This is a genomic window from Burkholderia reimsis (assembly GCF_003294055.1).
GTDB lineage: Bacteria > Pseudomonadota > Gammaproteobacteria > Burkholderiales > Burkholderiaceae > Burkholderia > Burkholderia cepacia.
Genome location: NZ_QMFZ01000012.1, coordinates 52850 through 69472, shown reverse-complemented (window position 1 = coordinate 69472; position 16623 = coordinate 52850). Strand labels below are relative to the sequence as shown.

25 protein-coding genes are annotated in these 16623 nt (G+C 61.7%); 15 read left to right on the top strand and 10 right to left on the bottom strand.

Annotated elements, in window-relative coordinates; genetic code table 11:
- Positions 1 to 6 precede the first annotated feature (6 nt).
- Both DPV79_RS43365 and DPV79_RS42670 read left to right on the top strand, forming a co-directional pair.
- Positions 7 to 441, top strand: coding sequence for a helix-turn-helix domain-containing protein (locus DPV79_RS43365; protein ID WP_244321759.1), 435 nt, complete (start codon positions 7 to 9; stop codon positions 439 to 441).
- A gap of 1 nt (position 442) precedes the next feature.
- Complete coding sequence (locus tag DPV79_RS42670; RefSeq protein ID WP_165843522.1) at positions 443 to 589, top strand: hypothetical protein; 147 nt, start codon at positions 443 to 445, stop codon at positions 587 to 589.
- Between the two features lie 56 nt (positions 590 to 645).
- Here DPV79_RS42670 and DPV79_RS16065 read toward each other — a convergent pair whose 3' ends face one another.
- Together DPV79_RS16065 and terL are read right to left on the bottom strand one after the other, a co-directional pair.
- Positions 646 to 843, bottom strand: coding sequence for a hypothetical protein (locus DPV79_RS16065; RefSeq protein WP_113045886.1), 198 nt, complete (start codon positions 841 to 843; stop codon positions 646 to 648).
- Positions 840 to 2147, bottom strand: coding sequence for a phage terminase large subunit (gene terL, locus DPV79_RS16060; protein WP_244321764.1), 1308 nt, complete (start codon positions 2145 to 2147; stop codon positions 840 to 842). Before terL ends, DPV79_RS16065 begins: the two co-directional genes overlap by 4 nt.
- Between terL and DPV79_RS43360 the strand changes: the two genes are divergently transcribed.
- Complete coding sequence (locus DPV79_RS43360) at positions 2049 to 2282, top strand: hypothetical protein (RefSeq protein WP_244321766.1); 234 nt, start codon at positions 2049 to 2051, stop codon at positions 2280 to 2282. The genes terL and DPV79_RS43360 overlap by 99 nt on opposite strands.
- Here the strand turns inward: DPV79_RS43360 and DPV79_RS16055 are convergent.
- The 3 genes from DPV79_RS16055 to DPV79_RS16045 are packed head-to-tail and all read right to left on the bottom strand — an operon-like array spanning position 2266 to position 3970.
- Complete coding sequence (locus tag DPV79_RS16055) at positions 2266 to 2802, bottom strand: hypothetical protein (protein ID WP_113045884.1); 537 nt, start codon at positions 2800 to 2802, stop codon at positions 2266 to 2268. The two genes, DPV79_RS43360 and DPV79_RS16055, sit on opposite strands and share 17 nt — an antisense overlap.
- Before the next feature lie 36 nt (positions 2803 to 2838).
- Entirely contained in the window at positions 2839 to 3495 is a 657-nt protein-coding gene (locus DPV79_RS16050) for a Mom family adenine methylcarbamoylation protein (protein ID WP_482764115.1), read from the bottom strand.
- Positions 3479 to 3970, bottom strand: coding sequence for a ParB/Srx family N-terminal domain-containing protein (locus DPV79_RS16045; RefSeq protein ID WP_113045882.1), 492 nt, complete (start codon positions 3968 to 3970; stop codon positions 3479 to 3481). The genes DPV79_RS16050 and DPV79_RS16045 overlap by 17 nt, the downstream gene beginning before the upstream one ends.
- A gap of 934 nt (positions 3971 to 4904) precedes the next feature.
- Between DPV79_RS16045 and DPV79_RS16040 the strand changes: the two genes are divergently transcribed.
- The 7 genes from DPV79_RS16040 to DPV79_RS42090 all read left to right on the top strand — a co-directional run bounded on the left by DPV79_RS16040 (position 4905) and on the right by DPV79_RS42090 (position 8358).
- Positions 4905 to 5204 carry a hypothetical protein gene (locus DPV79_RS16040; RefSeq protein ID WP_113045881.1) on the top strand — a complete coding sequence of 100 codons (300 nt, stop codon included), beginning with the start codon at positions 4905 to 4907 and terminating at the stop codon, positions 5202 to 5204.
- 276 nt (positions 5205 to 5480) lie between these two features.
- Positions 5481 to 5975, top strand: coding sequence for a hypothetical protein (locus DPV79_RS16030; protein ID WP_133295660.1), 495 nt, complete (start codon positions 5481 to 5483; stop codon positions 5973 to 5975).
- A complete protein-coding gene (locus tag DPV79_RS16025; RefSeq protein WP_133295659.1) occupies positions 5972 to 6289 on the top strand; it encodes a hypothetical protein in 318 nt (105 codons plus the stop codon). Before DPV79_RS16030 ends, DPV79_RS16025 begins: the two co-directional genes overlap by 4 nt.
- Positions 6286 to 6540, top strand: a complete 255-nt coding sequence (locus DPV79_RS16020) for a hypothetical protein (RefSeq protein ID WP_113045877.1) — start codon at positions 6286 to 6288, stop codon at positions 6538 to 6540. The genes DPV79_RS16025 and DPV79_RS16020 overlap by 4 nt, the downstream gene beginning before the upstream one ends.
- On the top strand, positions 6537 to 7046 hold the full coding sequence (locus DPV79_RS16015; RefSeq protein WP_113045876.1) for a hypothetical protein: 510 nt from the start codon (positions 6537 to 6539) through the stop codon (positions 7044 to 7046). The genes DPV79_RS16020 and DPV79_RS16015 overlap by 4 nt, the downstream gene beginning before the upstream one ends.
- 334 nt (positions 7047 to 7380) lie before the next feature.
- Complete coding sequence (locus DPV79_RS16010) at positions 7381 to 7590, top strand: H-NS family nucleoid-associated regulatory protein (protein WP_113045875.1); 210 nt, start codon at positions 7381 to 7383, stop codon at positions 7588 to 7590.
- A 399-nt stretch (positions 7591 to 7989) separates the two neighbouring features.
- Complete coding sequence (locus DPV79_RS42090) at positions 7990 to 8358, top strand: N-acetyltransferase (protein ID WP_133295658.1); 369 nt, start codon at positions 7990 to 7992, stop codon at positions 8356 to 8358.
- Here DPV79_RS42090 and DPV79_RS16000 read toward each other — a convergent pair.
- The 5 genes from DPV79_RS16000 to DPV79_RS42085 are packed head-to-tail and all read right to left on the bottom strand — an operon-like array spanning position 8324 to position 11399.
- Entirely contained in the window at positions 8324 to 8911 is a 588-nt protein-coding gene (locus DPV79_RS16000) for a hypothetical protein (protein ID WP_133295657.1), read from the bottom strand. The genes DPV79_RS42090 and DPV79_RS16000 overlap by 35 nt on opposite strands.
- A 10-nt stretch (positions 8912 to 8921) precedes the next feature.
- Positions 8922 to 9374: a RusA family crossover junction endodeoxyribonuclease gene (locus tag DPV79_RS15995; protein ID WP_113045872.1), complete on the bottom strand. Its 453-nt coding sequence runs from the start codon at positions 9372 to 9374 to the stop codon at positions 8922 to 8924.
- Positions 9371 to 9916, bottom strand: coding sequence for a hypothetical protein (locus DPV79_RS15990; RefSeq protein WP_133295656.1), 546 nt, complete (start codon positions 9914 to 9916; stop codon positions 9371 to 9373). Before DPV79_RS15990 ends, DPV79_RS15995 begins: the two co-directional genes overlap by 4 nt.
- Complete coding sequence (locus DPV79_RS15985; RefSeq protein WP_113045870.1) at positions 9913 to 11055, bottom strand: hypothetical protein; 1143 nt, start codon at positions 11053 to 11055, stop codon at positions 9913 to 9915. Before DPV79_RS15985 ends, DPV79_RS15990 begins: the two co-directional genes overlap by 4 nt.
- 26 nt (positions 11056 to 11081) lie before the next feature.
- Positions 11082 to 11399 (bottom strand): hypothetical protein, encoded by a 318-nt coding sequence (locus tag DPV79_RS42085; protein ID WP_133295655.1) that lies wholly within the window; start codon positions 11397 to 11399, stop codon positions 11082 to 11084.
- Positions 11400 to 11638: 239 nt separating this feature from the next.
- Between DPV79_RS42085 and DPV79_RS15980 the strand changes: the two genes are divergently transcribed.
- The 5 genes from DPV79_RS15980 to DPV79_RS15955 all read left to right on the top strand — a co-directional run bounded on the left by DPV79_RS15980 (position 11639) and on the right by DPV79_RS15955 (position 16474).
- Complete coding sequence (locus DPV79_RS15980) at positions 11639 to 12601, top strand: PD-(D/E)XK nuclease family protein (protein WP_341867606.1); 963 nt, start codon at positions 11639 to 11641, stop codon at positions 12599 to 12601.
- 380 nt (positions 12602 to 12981) lie between these two features.
- Positions 12982 to 14016 (top strand): recombinase RecT, encoded by a 1035-nt coding sequence (locus DPV79_RS15970; protein WP_113045867.1) that lies wholly within the window; start codon positions 12982 to 12984, stop codon positions 14014 to 14016.
- A 76-nt stretch (positions 14017 to 14092) separates the two neighbouring features.
- Entirely contained in the window at positions 14093 to 14605 is a 513-nt protein-coding gene (locus tag DPV79_RS15965; RefSeq protein WP_113045866.1) for a hypothetical protein, read from the top strand.
- Complete coding sequence (locus DPV79_RS15960) at positions 14605 to 16077, top strand: AAA family ATPase (RefSeq protein WP_113045865.1); 1473 nt, start codon at positions 14605 to 14607, stop codon at positions 16075 to 16077. The genes DPV79_RS15965 and DPV79_RS15960 overlap by 1 nt, the downstream gene beginning before the upstream one ends.
- Entirely contained in the window at positions 16070 to 16474 is a 405-nt protein-coding gene (locus tag DPV79_RS15955; protein WP_113045864.1) for a hypothetical protein, read from the top strand. Before DPV79_RS15960 ends, DPV79_RS15955 begins: the two co-directional genes overlap by 8 nt.
- Positions 16475 to 16623 lie beyond the last annotated feature (149 nt).

The window sequence follows — 16623 nt, the reverse complement described above, 5'->3', positions numbered from 1 at the left end:
GCAGTCATGACCGAAGTTCACGAAGTGGCCCGCGCGATGCTGCACGACTACCGCGCATGGCTCACGAAGCAATCGAACCCGAATCGCACGCTCGCGAACGCTCGCGCGTTCGTCGATCGCGATCCGTATCTCGGCAGCGAAACGGCAGTGCGTCGCGATACTGTCGCGCGTGAGCTGCACCGCGAGTCGGGCCGCGCACCGATGCAGCCGAGCGCCGCCGATCTGCGCGTCGTGCGCGAATTCCTCGCGCTCGTCGAAACGTCGGTGACGACGCCGGACAGCGACACGCTGCGCGCGCTGCGCGAACAGCTCGGCATTACGCAAGCGCAAGCGGCCGAGCTGATGCGCGTCAATCTGCGCACGTGGCAGAAATGGGAACTCGGCGAGCGCACCATGCACGTCGCGCTGTTCGAGCTGTTCCTCATCAAAACGGGGGTCTAACGTGAAGCTTGCTATCTGTGTCGCTGCCGTCGTCGTCGCTGCATGCGCGATCGGCTACGGCGCACACGGCGCACTGGCTGCGGTCACTGATGTGATCCACACCGTGCTCTATAACGCGCAGCTCGATATTCGGGGTCTGCATGACTGACAGCACCGCACGCAACGAAAAAACGCCCGCTCACGCAGCGGGCCTTTTTTGGGCTGTCACCAACACGTGTAGAGCGTTCGCAGCAGCGGCGATAGATAGATGATCACGACGACGACAGCAGCGGCGACAGCGACGCCGCGACAGACGGTCTGTGTAAGCGGATCGATAAACGCGATCGACACCATGAACAGACCGGCCCCGAGCAGTGCGAGAATGACGAGCACGACAATGATCGTTGTGGCTGCATCGATCATCGCAGCCGCGCCACGTTACCTTCGTTGCGCATGCGTGCCTCTTCGCGCTGCCGCTTCTCACTGACGACACCAGCGAAGTAATCGAGAAACCCGGTGCGGCTATCGAGGAACATGCCGAGCGCACCGCCGCACGCGTCGGCGTCGTCATCGTGCGGCGAGTCGGGAAACCCTTCGAGCTGCGATAGGTGCTCGTCGAGCCACGGCCCGCGCACGTAGTCGATATTGCCGGCCTCAGCTTGCGCACTGAACGGCCCGAAGCGCGTGATCTTATCGCCGCGCTCGGCGCGCGCAGTCGCGATGTAACCGGACAGTGCACCGATAAGCGCGAGCGCTTGCGCCTTGCCTGCTTGGCCGGGGTCTTGGGGCAAGCCGATACGGCATCGCGGCCCGTCGATCGCTGCAATGTTCCGAATCGCTTCTTCGACCTTGTGCGGCGACCCGCGCAAGCGGCACACGTGCAGCACGACCCAGCGGTTTTGATCGCGGTACTTCCCGAGCTTAACGCCGATCGTCCAGTCTGGATCGTTGTCCTGCGTCTTGTCGGTCGCGGCCAAATCCCAGTAGCGCACCACGTCGAGATTCGCCGGGGCCACGTCGATAACGTTGACCCACTGACGCTGAAAGTACAGGCCCGATGTCGGACGGATTTTCCAGTTCCCGCCGAGCAGGCGCATGCGCTCGACATACGGCAGCGCTTGCAGGTTCGCGAGATAGCCCGGATCGTTCGCGAGCAGCATCGGGTTATCGTAAATCTGCGCCGGAATGAAGGTGAGCGTTTTCGGGAGACAGTCTGGGCCGAGCTGGTCGATCAGCTCGTCGCGGGTGTTCGCCCACACGATCACGTCATTCTGTCGCGCGAACCAGCGCAGCACGCCTGCGCGATCGTCGATCGGGAGGCCCGTCTCTTGATCGATCCACCACTCAATCAGCTCGGACACCCACGACTCGGCGTCCGGGTTCGTCGTCGCGCGCACGTAGGGACGCACGCCGCACGTCGAGCGATTGCGCGACAGCATGTAGAAAAACTGATTGCGCGAGAAATGCGTCAGCTCGTCGAAGCCGATGAACGGCACCTGCGCGCCTTGCCACTCGTACACAGACATTTCATGTTCGAGGTGCGCGAGCTTGAGCTTAGATCCGACGTTCGGCCAGGTGTATTCCAGTTCGTGCTGGCGCGCTTTCGCGCCGAGCTGCATATAGATCGCTTGCGACTCGTCCCAAAGCCCGCCGGGGTTGCGAATCTGCGTGGTCGTGCGTCGGAAGAACACGCCGTAAAAGCCGCGCACACTCAGCACGTGGCGCAGCGGATCGAGCAGCAGGCCGAACGATTTGCCGCCGCCTGCGGCACCGCCGTAGATGGCGATATCCGCGGGCGTCGCGAGGAACATCGATTGCGGCCCGGCCTGCGGCGCGAGGCGCTTCTCAGCCGCGCCGCTTGAGGGCTTGCGTGCCATCGCCGTTCGCGTTCGCTGCATCGCGCCCGTTGTCGGGGAGATACACGACGAGATTCTGACGTTCGCCACCGGTCAACGGCTTGCCGTCTTTCCCGGAAATCTCGATCGAGTCCGGGGCGAGCCAGCCAGCTTGCGAGCGCAACCAGAAAATGCACGCCTGCACGGCTTGGGGCGTGTTCCCGATCGCCTTCTTGAACAGCGACTGCGCGACCATCGCGTTAGCGACTTCGCGGCCGTCTTTCAGCTCTTTCGAGCAGTATTTGCGCAGCGTCTTGACCGTCACGGGCAGGCCCGTATCAGGGTTGACAATGTGCTGCACGATCACCTCGGGTTTCATGCCGCACGCGGACATGACGCGCACGGTCATGCGCTGATCGTGTGTCGGCTCGAACGGTTCGAGCTGGCCTTGCTTGATACGGGGGTGCGTGCGCTTGAACGCCGATTTGCGATCGGGCGGAATAGGCTCGCAGTCGGCAAGCGTGCGCGGCTTCTCTTGCTCGGTCATGGCGACACCTTGAGATATGGAGCGTGAGGGTCGGCGTTACACCGCCGCTGTACCGGTGGAACCGGCCATCGCTTGCTTCTCACGCAGAGGGGGTTTCGGGTACTGCTGCGCATGCGACGCGAGACGTTCACGCATGCGATCGTCGAGCGGCATCACATAGCGATGCTTGCCTTCGGTGCGACGCTTCGGCAGGCCGGACGGGTCTGCGATCTTTCGCTCACCGCCGAAGGCGCCGCCGCTCACTTCGCGCTGATGCTTCCACCGGCCTTCGTGGAAATACTCGACACTCGCAGCGCTCTTGCCGAGATACAGCCAGTTTCCGGCTTGATAGATGCCGCCGTGGTGCCCCTGATTCGCGTCGGCGAAGCTGACGATCAGACGCAGGCCGGGCGAGTTCTCACGCAGCAGCTTGATAGCGAGCTTCACGATTCGAGAAACAGGCGTGACGTGCTTCGTGAGCGCGATGCGCACCAGCTCGCAGCATTCGAGCTGAGTGAGGCCGTAAGGCGTGCCGAGCTGCGGCGATGCACCCCGACCGAACAGAACGCACCCGATGAACTTGCCGGACTCCCACACACCGACTCGAACGAGCGGCGGCATCGGCATGCGTTTCGAGTAATGCCAGTGCATCACCGCATACGTGGCGGCCTCATGCGAGCACCAGTCGAGTTTCAGCTCAACGCATGAACTCATGGCCGCAGTTCGGACACTTGCACTTGCCTTTCTCGTCGAGCTTGCCCTGGCTGTCTGCGTCGGCCGGGCCGAACGTCGGCCCGACCAGCAAGTCGGCGACTTCCTCGGGGGCGAACCCGAGCAGGCTCACGTCGAAAGTTTCGTTCAGCTCGCCGAGTTCGAGCGCGAGAAGTTCGGTATCCCAACCTGCTTGCTCGGCGAGTTTGTTGTCGGCGATCACATACGCGCGGCGCTGCGTCTCGGTCAGGTGCGACAGGCTGATCGTCGGCACTTCGGTTTGCCCGAGTTTGCGCGCGGCGAGAAGGCGACCGTGACCGGCGATCACGTTGTCGGCGTCATCGATCAGGACCGGAATCGTCCATCCGAACTCGCGAAGGCTCGCGGCAATCTGCGCGATCTGCGCGTCGGAGTGCGTGCGGCTGTTCCGCGCATACGGGATCAGCTCATCGATCGAGCGATAGGTGACAGCGAGCATGGGAGGCTCCGAGTTACAGAAAACCGTCGCGCGCTATAGCCCGAGGTGGCCCGAGCTACGTTGTGAGGCTGGAGTGGAAAAGAGACAGTGACAGTGCCGGGGGGGCCGAAAGCGTTCACGCGCTACTTGCTGCACCCCGCCCGCGTGCTCGGGTGCACTCCCCAGCTCGCGAGCCGCCACACGTCTAGCGGCAGCGAAACCCCTCAGAGGTTTTCGGCACGACCAGCGGCCCATAGAGACGATGGCTGGGTCGCCGGTCAGTGATGCACACGGCGAGGCGCGCGGGGCTGCTGATGGAGCTATATGCGCGCTGGGGCTGTACTGGCGTTCACTTGCTCACCCCACCAGTACACGACGCTACGGGCTGGCAGTCGATCCGCCCCGCGCAGACGGTCGCGCAAGACAGGCAGGGGGGAGACGGCTGAAACGGAGCCTTTCCCTATCCCCTCTTACTCAGTAATTCTGAATGGCTTCAATATGAAGCGTTGACTGTCAACGTATTAAAATGAATTGAATCGATTCTCGTATGTTGACCGAACGGTCAATTCGATCAGCGCAGGAGTGTTGATTAAAAACTGTACGAGTTTGAGTAGAAACCCATTCACTTGCGATTACAGACTATTTCTCCACTTTGGCGAAATGCTAGGTTCTTTGTCACATAAATGCAAGTGAGCGCCCACTTACCACCCATCAGCATGCCGGTGCCCATATCGTTATACCGATAGGCGTTGGGAACGGTTTCACGGGGCGGGGAAGTAGGTGTAAACCCTACCTGTCATTGCTGCCAGATAGTGCACAATGCAAACCAATGTAAAATCAAACGAAACAATTACAATAAATCGGGGATGGTTGAAAAATAGAAAACCACAAACAAAAACGAGACCAACGTGCATAGCACGCCCCACAAATCGAAGCAATAACCGGAGCAGTAACAATGAGTAACTCCGATCTGATGACTCGCATATGGCGGGCAGAGGACGGTTATACGGACTATCGCGTGTTCCCGAATGAACGCGACGCGATGATCTGCCGCCTGATGTTCACGTTCGCGATCATCGCGGACATGACGCCCTACGCGTACGGCGAACGCTGGTGCTATCACTCGTATGCGGACGCGAAGGCCGCGCTCGACGCATGGGACGGCGAAGGCGAGCCGACCGGCTGGCATCGTCATCCTGACACTGGCCGCCGTCGCGAGAACGGCGACCCGGAACGGGAGACGATCAATTGGTGACGAGACGACCGCCCCCTATCGACGTGCACCAGTGGCAGGAGTGCGCGCGGACGATCCTGAACGAACCGCGTATCGATCAAATCGCACGTGCTCACGCCAGCTCGCGGCCGTCCGACCGTAACCCGTCGTGGCTGCACACGCACCGCGACCTAGATTACGTGTTGCGGACGCTCGAACGATTCGCACGCGGCGAAATTTTCGGCTAACCGTTGCCGGAACCGTTTCGCTAACTGTTACCGAAACCATTCCCGAAAGGGTTTCATCATGATCACGACTGTGGAACCGGGCGCGCCGGTGCCCGAGCACTACCGCGCCCATGTCGGGGCGATCTGCGACATGCTGCGGCTCGTCATCGCCGAGAAAGGCGCGTGCGACCCGTTCATCGTGCTCGGCAGTCTCACCGGGAATTTCGACGTGCCGGTGTACGGCATTTCTGAGCTTCCGCATGAGATCGGCTGCATGGCGATCACTGCGACGGCTAAGAGGGTGAACGCCGAATTCGTGCTGATCTGCCGCACGACGATCGCTGCGAACGCACGGACGAAAGAGCAAGCGGAGGCATACGCGCAGCAATACAGCAAGCCTGCTGACGTGCCTGGCGCGCAGCTCGTCGGGTTCGTGTCGCTTGAGACGTATGACGGCGTGTGGGTCGGCGTGAAGCCGGTCGAGTTCGTCGATGGTAAGGCGACGATCGGCGAGATTCGACTCGGCCGCGTCGATCCTGTCATGCCGATGCTTAACCTGCTGCCGAGTCGGACACCGCTGCAATGAACGGCATTCCACCGCTTCCGCCAAAGCCGCCGCGCCCGGTTGCTTTGTTGCTCGTCGCCGCAATCGTTTTCGTGTTCGACGGCATCGTGATCTATCACGAACTCGGCAACGCGCACGGGTTCGCGAGCGAGGGAGACGACGCGATGCTTTGGTTCGAGTGCGTCATTCTCGCGGTCATCGTGCTGTCGATGGTTGCGGTCGCGTGGCGTGGCATCCGAACCGAGATCGCATATCGGCGCACGTCCAAGCTGTACGACGACGCGGTGCGACTGCGTGAGGAAATTATTCGTGAGGTTGAGCGAGGCAGGAAATGAAGGACGAAGCCAATGAGGTCGAACACGAGCTAGCACTGATACGCGCGATCGAGAACGCGCACATTCTGGCGCATGCGGCCCACATCATCGATCAACACATCGATCGATGCGCCACCGTGCTGTGTGAGCGCATGGGAACGGACGACGTTGAATCGGCACGCATGGCCGCAGGCACTGCGGCGCTTGCGCTCGTCTACTTCGCCGAAGAGTTTTTGAGAGAGGCAAAACTCACCGAGAGACACAAACGATGAACGAACAACAATGGACGTTTGTTGACCGTAGCGATTGGGAGTCGGGCGAGTGGGACAACGAACCCGACAAAGTGCAATGGACGGACGAAGCAACGCGCCTTGTCTGCATGGCGCACCGTGGCCCGATGGGGAACTGGTGCGGCTATGTCGGCGTGCCGCCCGCTCATCCACTCTATGCGATCGATTACAGCGTGGTCCAGGACAAAGCGCCGATCGACGTACACGGCGGCTTGACCTACGCCGAGCACTGCCAGCCGAACCACGATCCGATTACCGGGCGCGGTGTCTGCCACATTCCCGAACCGGGCGAGCCTGACGACTTGTGGTGGCTCGGGTTCGACTGCGGGCACGCGTTCGACCTGCAACCGGGACTGCGTGCGCGATTGAAGCTGATGCGGGACGAGTTTGATTTGTCGTTTCGGACCGACTTTGAACAGTATCGAACTCTCGACTACGTGCGCAAGCAGGCCGCCTATCTGGCTGCGCAGCTCGCAGAGCTGGCCTAGGTAGGAAAATGTTTCGCAGGATTACGTTCGTAACATTTTGTTAGGACTACACGACATAAAGTCGTGTTGCATACCCATGCTCACAACATGTCCATTCTGCGGCAAACGTAACGACGACCACACCGGCGTCCGCGGACACATCGTGCCTGAGGACGGCGATGTATCAATCTGCATCGGATGCGGTCAGCTCGCCGTGTTCGATCACGACGCACTACGTGCGCCGACCGACGACGAGTCGGACGAGTTCGCACGCGATGCCGGTATACAAAAGTACCTCGCGGTATGGCGCGAGGTGGTTCGGAAGCACCCCCACTAACCACGAAAAGGAAACACGATGACGACAAATCGCGATAGACAACTGGCATCCCTTCTGCGTCAACACGAAGAGCTGTCCGCAAAGATCGATGAGATTCGCGACGCAGAAAAGGCCGAGGCGATCGAGCAGATACGCGCGCTGATGGCGACGTATGAAATCACGCTGTTGGAAATCGAAGGGCGCAAACGGCCGTTCAAAGCGCGCGGGCCGCGTAAGAAGGCCGAGTGATGGACATATGCACGTGGTGCGACGAGCCGATCCTCAGTATCTCGATGCGTGCGGAAAGGAATCTGCCGATGCACTGGGAATGCGCGCTACGTTCCGCTGTCGGCGGCGTGAATCACTTCCGAAAGCTCTGCGCGTGTTACGGCGGCGATCTGCTGCCCGATCCGGAAGGACTCACCCGCCGAGAGGCAGCAATCGAGCTTGCGCAAGCATGGATGCAACGAAACCCGCAGATGTGAAGCTCCTGCGCGTAACCGCCCCGCACTTCGTTGCGGGCGCGGTATGGGTGAGGCGCGGCGATGCATGGCAGTGTGTGCACGCCGCGCCGATCCTAGCGTGGATGATCAACAAACCCCGCGAGCGAGTCGCCGAGTACCTGCGACGCAAGCGGTACAAATGGGAATGGCTATGATCGCTGATCGAATCGCCGACGAGTTGCTGACGAATACTCGGACGCGTATCGATACGCTGACGATGACCGTCTATCTACGCAAAGCACACCGCATGTTGAACAGTCGTCCGTACGCAACTCTTGACCTGGCTGACGTTGAAGTCCAACCGGAGTATCGGCGGCGAGGGCTGTTCTCGTCGCTGATGGTCGGTTGCGAGGTCGCGGCAGGATTGCTCAACCTCGAAGCTGTCTATGTTGAGTGCATCCACAACAGCATCGTTGCGGATGCATTGACGCGACGCGGCTATGTTCTTGTCGAGGAATGCGGCCCTGATGTGCACATGTTCAAGCCACTGAAACCCCGTGACATTGGCGGGTAAAGTACGGCGTGAGCGCGTCGAGCGCTCGCGCTTCGACCGACGCGAGTTCGTCGACCAGCTTGTTCGACTGCCTATGCCAGTGCGTGTGTGAATGCCCGTATTCATCGGCGATCCGTCGCAGGGTGATCGGCGTCTCGCGGCGACTCACGAACGCATGCGCGACGAGTAGCAGCATAACGTCCTGCGGAACGTGCGGCATCCACACAACCCGTGCGTGATGTGCGAGCGCTTCGAACGCCTTGGCGCGCGCTTTCGTGAAGAATGCGACGCGCCCACCTTGGCGCTGTGCGTAATCGGTCAGCTCGTACCTGCATGCGATCACGCAGCGCTCAAGCGGCGGGCACTCGCGGACGACGGCGGCGCGGATGCCAGCGCACTCGGCGAACACTTCGTGGCGCGACAGCCCGCGAAAATCCACTGTCTTGACCTTGCGCGGTTCCCACACGTCGCTTTCCTGCATGAAACGCCGATAGACGTTCGCGAGAATCGACTCGGGCACCGCGTCGAAAGCTTGCATCAGGTAGGCGAAGTGCAGCGCGCGCGGGATCGACATGAACAGGGTGTCATTCATCGGGAGCCTCGATGGAAGTGATACGCACCCACAGGTGCGGATTGTCGCTGTAGCGCTTTGCCTTGCACGCAGACACGATTTGTCCGTCGTCGGCATAGAGCACGCCGTTACACGCATCCGTCACTGCCTTCTCGATATTGTCGAGATCGGGCTTATAGATCGGTTGCAATGTGCCCGCGCGTGCTGCTGCCTGCTTCCACTTCGGCCACGACTTCGCGATCGGCAGATACGCGATCAAGTCCAGGTGCAGCGCCCCCTCATACGGTTGCGCCATGCCGACCGCGGCGCGGGCCAGCAACCGCACGTCGTGCTCGTATGCGCGCGTGCGCTTCGGCGTATGCGTCCCGAACCGCGTCACGCGCGCTCGTCCCTTTGGGACAGGTGCGCCGGGAATCACGAAGCTGACCGCGAACCCCGTGCACTTCCCTTCGTCGATCGTGCTCATGGGACAGTCCTCCGCTGTTGTTCGAGCGTCCTGTAAATCGCGCGATAGCGCCGCCGCAGCTCGTCATCGCGGATCGAGTCGATTAATTGCCGTCCGGCCGCGCTGAGGATCGAATCGGCGGCGACGCGGAGCACTTCGGGCGTGAGTCGATGGCCGCTCGCCGACGTGCCACGGTCGAGCAGCTTGAAAGCCCATTCGACGCCCGGCTTCGTGCGGATCGGCTCGACGACAGCGCGAAGCGCGGCGAGGTTCTTCTCGACTTGCTCGGCGTTCTGCTGCGGGTTGTAGGTGAGCTGCGCGGCGTGCGCCTCGGTCAGATGCTTGCGCGACTGGATGCAGAGCGCGCGAATTTCGCTCGGCACGGGTGCATAGCCGCTCGCATCGATGTGCACCTGGAACGCGTCAGCGATCGCCTCGGGCGGAAACGGCGTCAGCGTGCGCCACCAGAGTTCTGCGACGGGCTGGGTCGGCAGCGGCTTGCTGTACGTCTCGAACACGCTACGCAATGCCGCGACGAAGCTAGGGCGGTCGGCTTCAGTCATTGCGGTTCCATGTCGATCGTGAACGGATCATCCGGCAGCGCACGCCCGTTCGGCTTGGTGGCGTCGAGAAAGTCGCGCATGTTCTGATCGCTTTCGAGCTTGCGGCGCTCGGCAGCAGTCATCGAGCGCGGCGCAGACACGCGCCCCGCGACGGGCGGGTTCGCGTTGATCTTTCGGAACTCATCGATCTTTTCGGCGTTCCGCAGAATCAAGTCGAGGCCGTTGAACGCGGTCTGCCGGTCGTTATCGCCCATGTGGAACGGCGAGCGCGAGCAGCCGCGAATCGCTTCCTTGAGATCGGAGACCGAATAGCCGCGCTTGATCGCCCGGAGGATCAGCCCGCGTCGGTTGTCATCGAGCCGCGAGCGAGGCGACGACATGACGAGCTGCCAATACTCGAACACTTCGCGCACCACGTCGGCAGCTTCAGCCATGTCGTCGTCCGCGTACGCTTGCGAAAACGACATGTCTTTGCTTTTGACTTTGGTTTTATGTTTATGGATATGCATATGATTTGGCGAAGGGTTAGCGGAACCGTTTCGCAAACCGTTTCCCGCTCCTTGCTGGGCGGGGCTTTGCGCGCTTTCGCCCTGCTGCATCACGTCGAACTCGGGGGAACCGTTTCCCGAACCGTTACCGGAACCGTTTGCCGAACGGTTTCGCTTGCGCGGTGCAGCAGTGGGCATGTCGATCACTTGATCGAATGCGGCGGCGAATCCGTCGCCCCGTGAGGCCACGAACTCCCGCAGTGCCGCATACGCTTGCCGCTTGAGATCACACTCGGGCAGGTCAGTCCAGAAGTGCACCCAGCTCCGCACGACGTTCGGATTCGCGGGCGGGTCATACTCGATCGACTTCGGCAGGTACAGAAAACCGTGCTCGTCGTCGAAGTGCGCCATCCCCATTTCGACGACTTCAGCCATGCAGCTCCGCACGCGATCGAGCGGCCAGTGCAGGCGGTCGGCGATACCGATCGTCGTCAGTCGGTACAGACCGGGGATCGATGCCGTATGTGGCCCGGTCAGCAGATACAGCCAGAGCGCCTGTCCGCTCGGCGCGAGCCGCGACAGCTCACCAAACTTCTCGTCGGCCCACAAGCGCGCGCGCACCTTGGCGTAACGGCCAGCATTCTTGATCATGGTTAACCTCGATTGCGGAGAGTCGATCAAACCAGCACGTCGGTGCCGACGAGCTGCGCGTGCTCTTGTTTCAACTGCCTCACGCGTTTTCGCAATCGGTTGATCTGAATCAGTCGCGATCGGACGACGTGTTCGTGATTCATCAAATCAGTGTATTCCGATGTATTTCCGTTAAGTAAATCAGGCCAATCCAATTCAGGTTTCAGAGCAATGAAAAATCTAATCCAATGAGAGGGAATGTGTTTCTGTTTAAGCCAGTGTGAAATCAGCGATTCAGAAATTCCGGTAAGGCCCGTCACACAACGTCGTCCGCCCACCTGCCTGATGATGGCGTCAACCTTCATTGCGCACCTCGTTTTGAAAAAAGTCTTTCGGGTTTTTTAAACTGTGGCCTATGATTGCCACACGCCCCAGTTATCAGCTTCGTTTTCAACCGCGTCAATTGGTTTCAGCTAATAACATGCGGGCGTCAATTGCTATCACGGGCTGCATTTCAATTCGGAATGTAATGGCGTTTAAAAATGGATAATCTTTTTCGACTCCGTTCGTATCTGCGTCGTCTGACGCCCGCGCAACGCCGTTCGTGGTTCGAGCAGCGCAAGCGCCTCACGCCGCGCGTGCCGATCGGCACGGCGGTCATCCCTCGGTCGGTGCGCCGACAGTTCGTCTATATCAAGCTGGCTTAAGCCACACGTCCCGCACAGTTCCCGCCCATCAACACATAGCGAGGGTCATCACCATGACCATAGTTAGTCGAACTAAGGTTCGTGCGTCCTCTTGGGGCGCGCTGTTTGACTGCGCCTACAAGTGGGAATACGAGGTTCTCAACCAGCACCGCAAGGCGGTCGGTCTGCGCGCCGCGCTCGGCACGGCGATCCACGCGAGCACCGCCGTTTTCGATCAAGCGCTGATCGACGGCAACACGATCAAGCCTGCGGACGCTGCTGAGGTGTTCGTCAACAAGCTGAAGCACCCCGAATACGATGTGGACTACACGCAGGACGAGCTGACGGTGAAGCAAGCCGAGTCGATCGGCCTGACCCTGCACACGAAATACTGCACGACGATCGCGCCGACGATGCGTTACGAGTCTGTCGAAGCGCCCTTCATGCCGCTCGATATCGACTGCGGCGGGGGCGTGATTGTGCAACTCACCGGCACGATGGACCGTGCGCGCGTCGCGAGCGGCAAGGGTCGGCGCATCGTCGATCTGAAAAGCGGCGAGCGTGCGATCGTCGGCGGCACCGTGACGACGCGCGGCCACGCTGCGCAGTGCGGCACGTATCAATTGCTCGACGATCACACGACGGGCAAGACGAGCGAAGGCGCGCAGATTGTCGGCCTCATGACGAGCAGCAAGCCGCGCGTCGGGGTGTCGCCCGTGTTCGACGCCCGCAAGGTCATGGTCGGCACTGACGGCCAGAAAGGGCTGATCGAGTATGCGGCCGAAATGTTCCGTACTGGTCTGTTCCCCCCGAATCCCCGCTCGATGCTGTGTTCGCCCAAGTATTGCGCGCGCTGGAACTCCTGCATTTTCCACGAATGAACGAGACGTACGACGACGCCGATTTGGTCGCGGCGAAGCCGAGCCGAGAACGGAATGCGCAAGTGAAGTGGGGTAGCGGCGAAATCGGCGTGAAGCCCACGCCGAGGAAATCGAAGCGCGCGCCCGCAGCGTTCAGCACGGCCGAAGTGAACGAAGCCGTAGCGCAATTTCTCGCGAGGAAAGCATGGACGAAGTAACGAAGGTGGATCAGTGGCTGCCCGATTACGACGGCGAGTGCATCCAGTGTGGCGAATCGCCGACTGTGGACGGCTGGCGGAACGGAAAGCTGGTCTATCACGGTCGTATGTGCGGGCCGTGCACATGGGGCACTGCTGAGGCGGTTGACCCTGCAACGTGGAACGATTGACGGAGATACAACGATGCCGAACATTCAAGAGCTGAAGCAAAGCGACGAGAAGTCGCGCGCAGTCCGCACCGCCGACTCGTTTACGGAGGTCGAAGCGTTCTTCAAAAAGAACGCCGACCAGCTCCGCATGGCGCTGCCGAAGCACCTGAACCCCGATCGCGTTACGCGGCTCGCGCTTACGTCCCTGAGCCAATCCGCCGACCTGCGCAAGTGCACCCTGCGCAGCGTGTTCGGCGAGGTCATCAAGGCTTCGCAGCTCGGCCTCGAAATCGGCGTGCTCGGTCAGGGGTATCTCGTCCCGTTCTTCAATTCTCAGAAGGGCGTGCACGAAGCCCAGTTCATTCCGGGCTGGCGTGGTCTGGTTGACCTGGTGGCGCGCGCGGGCCGCGCGTCGGCGTGGACGGGCGCAGTGTTCGAGGGCGACGAGTTCGACTATGCGCTCGGTGATAAGCCCTTCGTCACGCACCGGCCGCACGGCGAGGACGATCCGAAGAAAATCACGCACGTCTATGCGGTCGGCCGCGTGAACGGCAGCGAGTGGCCGATCATTGAAGTGTGGCCGATCGTGCGCGTGACGAAGCACCGCGACAAGTTCAACAAGGTCGGCCAGCGTCACTACTCGTTCAAGAATTGGGAAATGTACGCGCGCAAAATCCCGCTCTTGCAAGTGCTCAAGTATCTGCCGATGTCGGTCGAGCTGACGCAGGCTTTGCAGGCCGAGGCCGCGCTCGGCGAAGGCTTCACGATCGACGGCGACTTTACGGCCGTCGAACCGGATCAGCCGGTCGAGCGTGACGTGACCGACCACGACACCGGGCGCGGCGGGCTGCCCCCCGCGCTGAACGAGCCGCAGCCGCCGACGTATTTCGAGATCGAATCGGCGATGAAGAACGCGCGCAGCGTTGACGAACTGAACGCAGCGGCCGACCTGCTGCGGGCGCTGCCGGACGATGAAGCCGTCGAGCTGGCGAATCTGTACGAGGCGCGCGTGAGCGAGTTCCAGCCCGCGCCCGCTGCGAACCGGTCGCGAAACCGCGCGATCGACTAAGCCCCCTCTATGACCGAGTGCCCGAACGGCGCGCATCGTGCGCGCTGCGGGCCTCACTTTGCCTGGAGAAAGTGCGATGACGACGGAAAACGATGTGCTGGTAAAGACGACGGAAACGATCGCAGGCGACTTGATCGCGGCGCTGGTGCAAGAGCTGCGCCTGTTGCCCGATATCTGGATCAAGGTCGGTTTCGACGAGCAGCAAGACATCTTGGAGCGCATCAAAAAGCGCGTGACCGACAACGTGCGGCAGGCGGTCACCATGATTGCGGCAAGTGATCGGATGACTGTCGCGGCCGAGCTGAAGCGCGTCACGTTCGCCGATAAGGTCGAAGCCGTGTTCAGCCTCGCGAAGCGCGACCCGTCCGCGATGGAACTCTGTCACGCGCAAGGGCTGGCCTGCCTCATCGTCGTGGCTGACGCGCAGCAGCACATGGGCGGCACCGACACGCCGCAAAAGGACATTCGGCAGAAAGACATGTTCGACGGCAGCGGCACCGGCGACGCCGACAGCCTGATCGAGCAAGTGCGCCGCCGCTCGCAGCAGCCGCCGAGCGTGCCGCCCGCGCCGTCCGGGGAGGACGAATAATGAAAGTCACCCGCTTGGCCGTCCGCAATTTCTGCGGGGCTTTCCGAATTGACGTCGAGCCGAAAGAGCCGGTCGTGCTTATCTGCGGCTCGAACGGCGCGGGTAAGTCGTCGCTCGTCGAAGCGCTGCGGTTTGTGGCGCTCGGCGACGGCGGCGGCGCGCGCGTCGTCAAGTCGGGCGACTGGCCCCTGCTGGTGTCCGAAGGTTCCCGTGAGGCGGTCGTCGCGCTTCACGTTGAACATGACGACGGCAAGAGCATCCGCCGCGTATCGCTGCCGGAAGGCATCGCGACGCAAGACGGCCCCCCTATCCCGCAGCCGGAATACCTGCCGTTCGTGCTCGATCCGACGCTGTTCGCGAGCGTGCCGACCGACGAGCGCCGCATGCTGCTGTTTCACCTGCTCGGCGCGTCGATCGAGCCGGATGCGGTCGAGAAAATCCTCATCGATCATGACGTTAGCCCGATGCACGCGAGCGAAGCCGCAACGCTGATGCACGGCGGCTTTGAAATGATGCACGCATATGCGCTCGACCAAGCGAAGCAGGCGCGCGCGGCGTGGAAGGCGATCACGGGCGAAACCTACGGATCGCGCAAGGGCGACACCTGGGCCGCGCCGGTCGTCGAATTCTCGCCCGAATACCTCGATCACGTCGTCGCCCGGCTAGCTGAGGTCGGCCCCGAACTCGAAGGCGTGCAGCGCGCGCTCGGCGCGATCGAAGAACGGCACCGGATCGCGCAGCGCGGCGCGCAGTCTACGCCGTGCCCGCACTGCGGCGGTTTGCTCATGATCAACGGCGACCACCTCGAACCGTTCTCGCAGGCCGAAGGCGGCAGTAACGCCCTCGCGATCCTCGAAGGTGAGTACAGCGCCGCGCGCACGCATGCCGACGAGCTGCGGTCGGTGCTCGACGCGCTGACGACGCAGCGCCGCGAACAGGAGGCCATTCAAGTGCAGGCGGTCGAAGGCGAGAAGCGCACCGAAGCGGCGCGCGGGTATCACGCCGACGTGAAGCAATGGACGATGGTGGCCGATCTGGCTGCGCCCGAAGGACTGCCGTCCGAGCTGCTGCGGGGCGTGCTCGGCCGGTTCAATGCGACGCTGCGCGGGTTCGCCGCTCAGAACGGGTTCCAGCAATGCGCTGTCACGCCCGCGCTTACGGTGACTGCGGACGGCCGACCCTATGCGCTGCTGTCGAAGTCGGAAAAGTGGCGGGCCGATCTGACGTGCGCAGTAGCAATCGCTCACTTCTCGGGCCTGCGCTTCGTCGCGACCGACGAGTTCGACGTGCTCGATACCGGGGGCCGCAATGGTGCGCTGCAATGGCTTGAGCATCTGGTGCAGCATAAGGAACTCGACGCCGCGTTTCTGTTCGCGACGCTCCGCACGCTGCCGCCGCCCGAGCCGGGTTTCATGGAGTCGCACTGGATCAAGACGGGTGAAAACGAACACGTCGGAGGCCGCAATGAGTAGCGAAGAAACGACCACCTCGCAACGCGTCCTCACGTGGATGCGCGCGACCCGCGAACGTTACCCGGACGGGATTACCAGCGTCATGCTGGCTGATCAGCTCGACCTCGAACCGAACAGCGCGGCAGCGGTACTTTCCAAGCTGTTCGACTCGCGATGCGTGACCCGCGAGAAAACGAACGGCGCGCGCGGCGGGCGGCTGCTGTATCGCTATCGCTACGTGACCGACGTTCCGATGGCCAAGCCGGTTGAAACGCGCCAGAAGCCCCCCATCGGGCGTGTCGCGGTCGGCGACATGCTGATCCTTATCCCGATCGGCAAAGAAGCCGTGCAAATCACGGTCGAGGATGCTCGCGGTCTATACCGTCATCTCAGCATGCTTTTCGGGAGATCAAAGTGAGCCAGATAAAGGAAACCGCGCAGCTCATCACCGACGTTCTGCCGCCTGGCTCTCACTTGACGGCGGCAGAGATTCGAGCGCGTGCGCCGACCGCGAAGCGCGTTTCGGAAACGCTCGGCGCTATGGTGCGGCGCGGCATAGCCCGACGA

Coding starts and splice junctions, on each gene's coding strand:
- DPV79_RS43365 (WP_244321759.1), top strand. CDS start 7: ATGACCGAAGTTCACGAAGTGGCCCGCGCGATGCTGCACGACTACCGC.
- DPV79_RS16065 (WP_113045886.1), bottom strand. CDS start 843: ATGATCGATGCAGCCACAACGATCATTGTCGTGCTCGTCATTCTCGCA.
- DPV79_RS16055 (WP_113045884.1), bottom strand. CDS start 2,802: ATGACCGAGCAAGAGAAGCCGCGCACGCTTGCCGACTGCGAGCCTATT.
- DPV79_RS16050 (WP_482764115.1), bottom strand. CDS start 3,495: ATGAGTTCATGCGTTGAGCTGAAACTCGACTGGTGCTCGCATGAGGCC.
- DPV79_RS16045 (WP_113045882.1), bottom strand. CDS start 3,970: ATGCTCGCTGTCACCTATCGCTCGATCGATGAGCTGATCCCGTATGCG.
- DPV79_RS16040 (WP_113045881.1), top strand. CDS start 4,905: ATGAGTAACTCCGATCTGATGACTCGCATATGGCGGGCAGAGGACGGT.
- DPV79_RS16025 (WP_133295659.1), top strand. CDS start 5,972: ATGAACGGCATTCCACCGCTTCCGCCAAAGCCGCCGCGCCCGGTTGCT.
- DPV79_RS16020 (WP_113045877.1), top strand. CDS start 6,286: ATGAAGGACGAAGCCAATGAGGTCGAACACGAGCTAGCACTGATACGC.
- DPV79_RS16015 (WP_113045876.1), top strand. CDS start 6,537: ATGAACGAACAACAATGGACGTTTGTTGACCGTAGCGATTGGGAGTCG.
- DPV79_RS16010 (WP_113045875.1), top strand. CDS start 7,381: ATGACGACAAATCGCGATAGACAACTGGCATCCCTTCTGCGTCAACAC.
- DPV79_RS42090 (WP_133295658.1), top strand. CDS start 7,990: ATGGCTATGATCGCTGATCGAATCGCCGACGAGTTGCTGACGAATACT.
- DPV79_RS16000 (WP_133295657.1), bottom strand. CDS start 8,911: ATGTCGATCCCGCGCGCGCTGCACTTCGCCTACCTGATGCAAGCTTTC.
- DPV79_RS15995 (WP_113045872.1), bottom strand. CDS start 9,374: ATGAGCACGATCGACGAAGGGAAGTGCACGGGGTTCGCGGTCAGCTTC.
- DPV79_RS15990 (WP_133295656.1), bottom strand. CDS start 9,916: ATGACTGAAGCCGACCGCCCTAGCTTCGTCGCGGCATTGCGTAGCGTG.
- DPV79_RS15985 (WP_113045870.1), bottom strand. CDS start 11,055: ATGATCAAGAATGCTGGCCGTTACGCCAAGGTGCGCGCGCGCTTGTGG.
- DPV79_RS42085 (WP_133295655.1), bottom strand. CDS start 11,399: ATGAAGGTTGACGCCATCATCAGGCAGGTGGGCGGACGACGTTGTGTG.
- DPV79_RS15970 (WP_113045867.1), top strand. CDS start 12,982: ATGCCGAACATTCAAGAGCTGAAGCAAAGCGACGAGAAGTCGCGCGCA.
- DPV79_RS15965 (WP_113045866.1), top strand. CDS start 14,093: ATGACGACGGAAAACGATGTGCTGGTAAAGACGACGGAAACGATCGCA.
- DPV79_RS15960 (WP_113045865.1), top strand. CDS start 14,605: ATGAAAGTCACCCGCTTGGCCGTCCGCAATTTCTGCGGGGCTTTCCGA.
- DPV79_RS15955 (WP_113045864.1), top strand. CDS start 16,070: ATGAGTAGCGAAGAAACGACCACCTCGCAACGCGTCCTCACGTGGATG.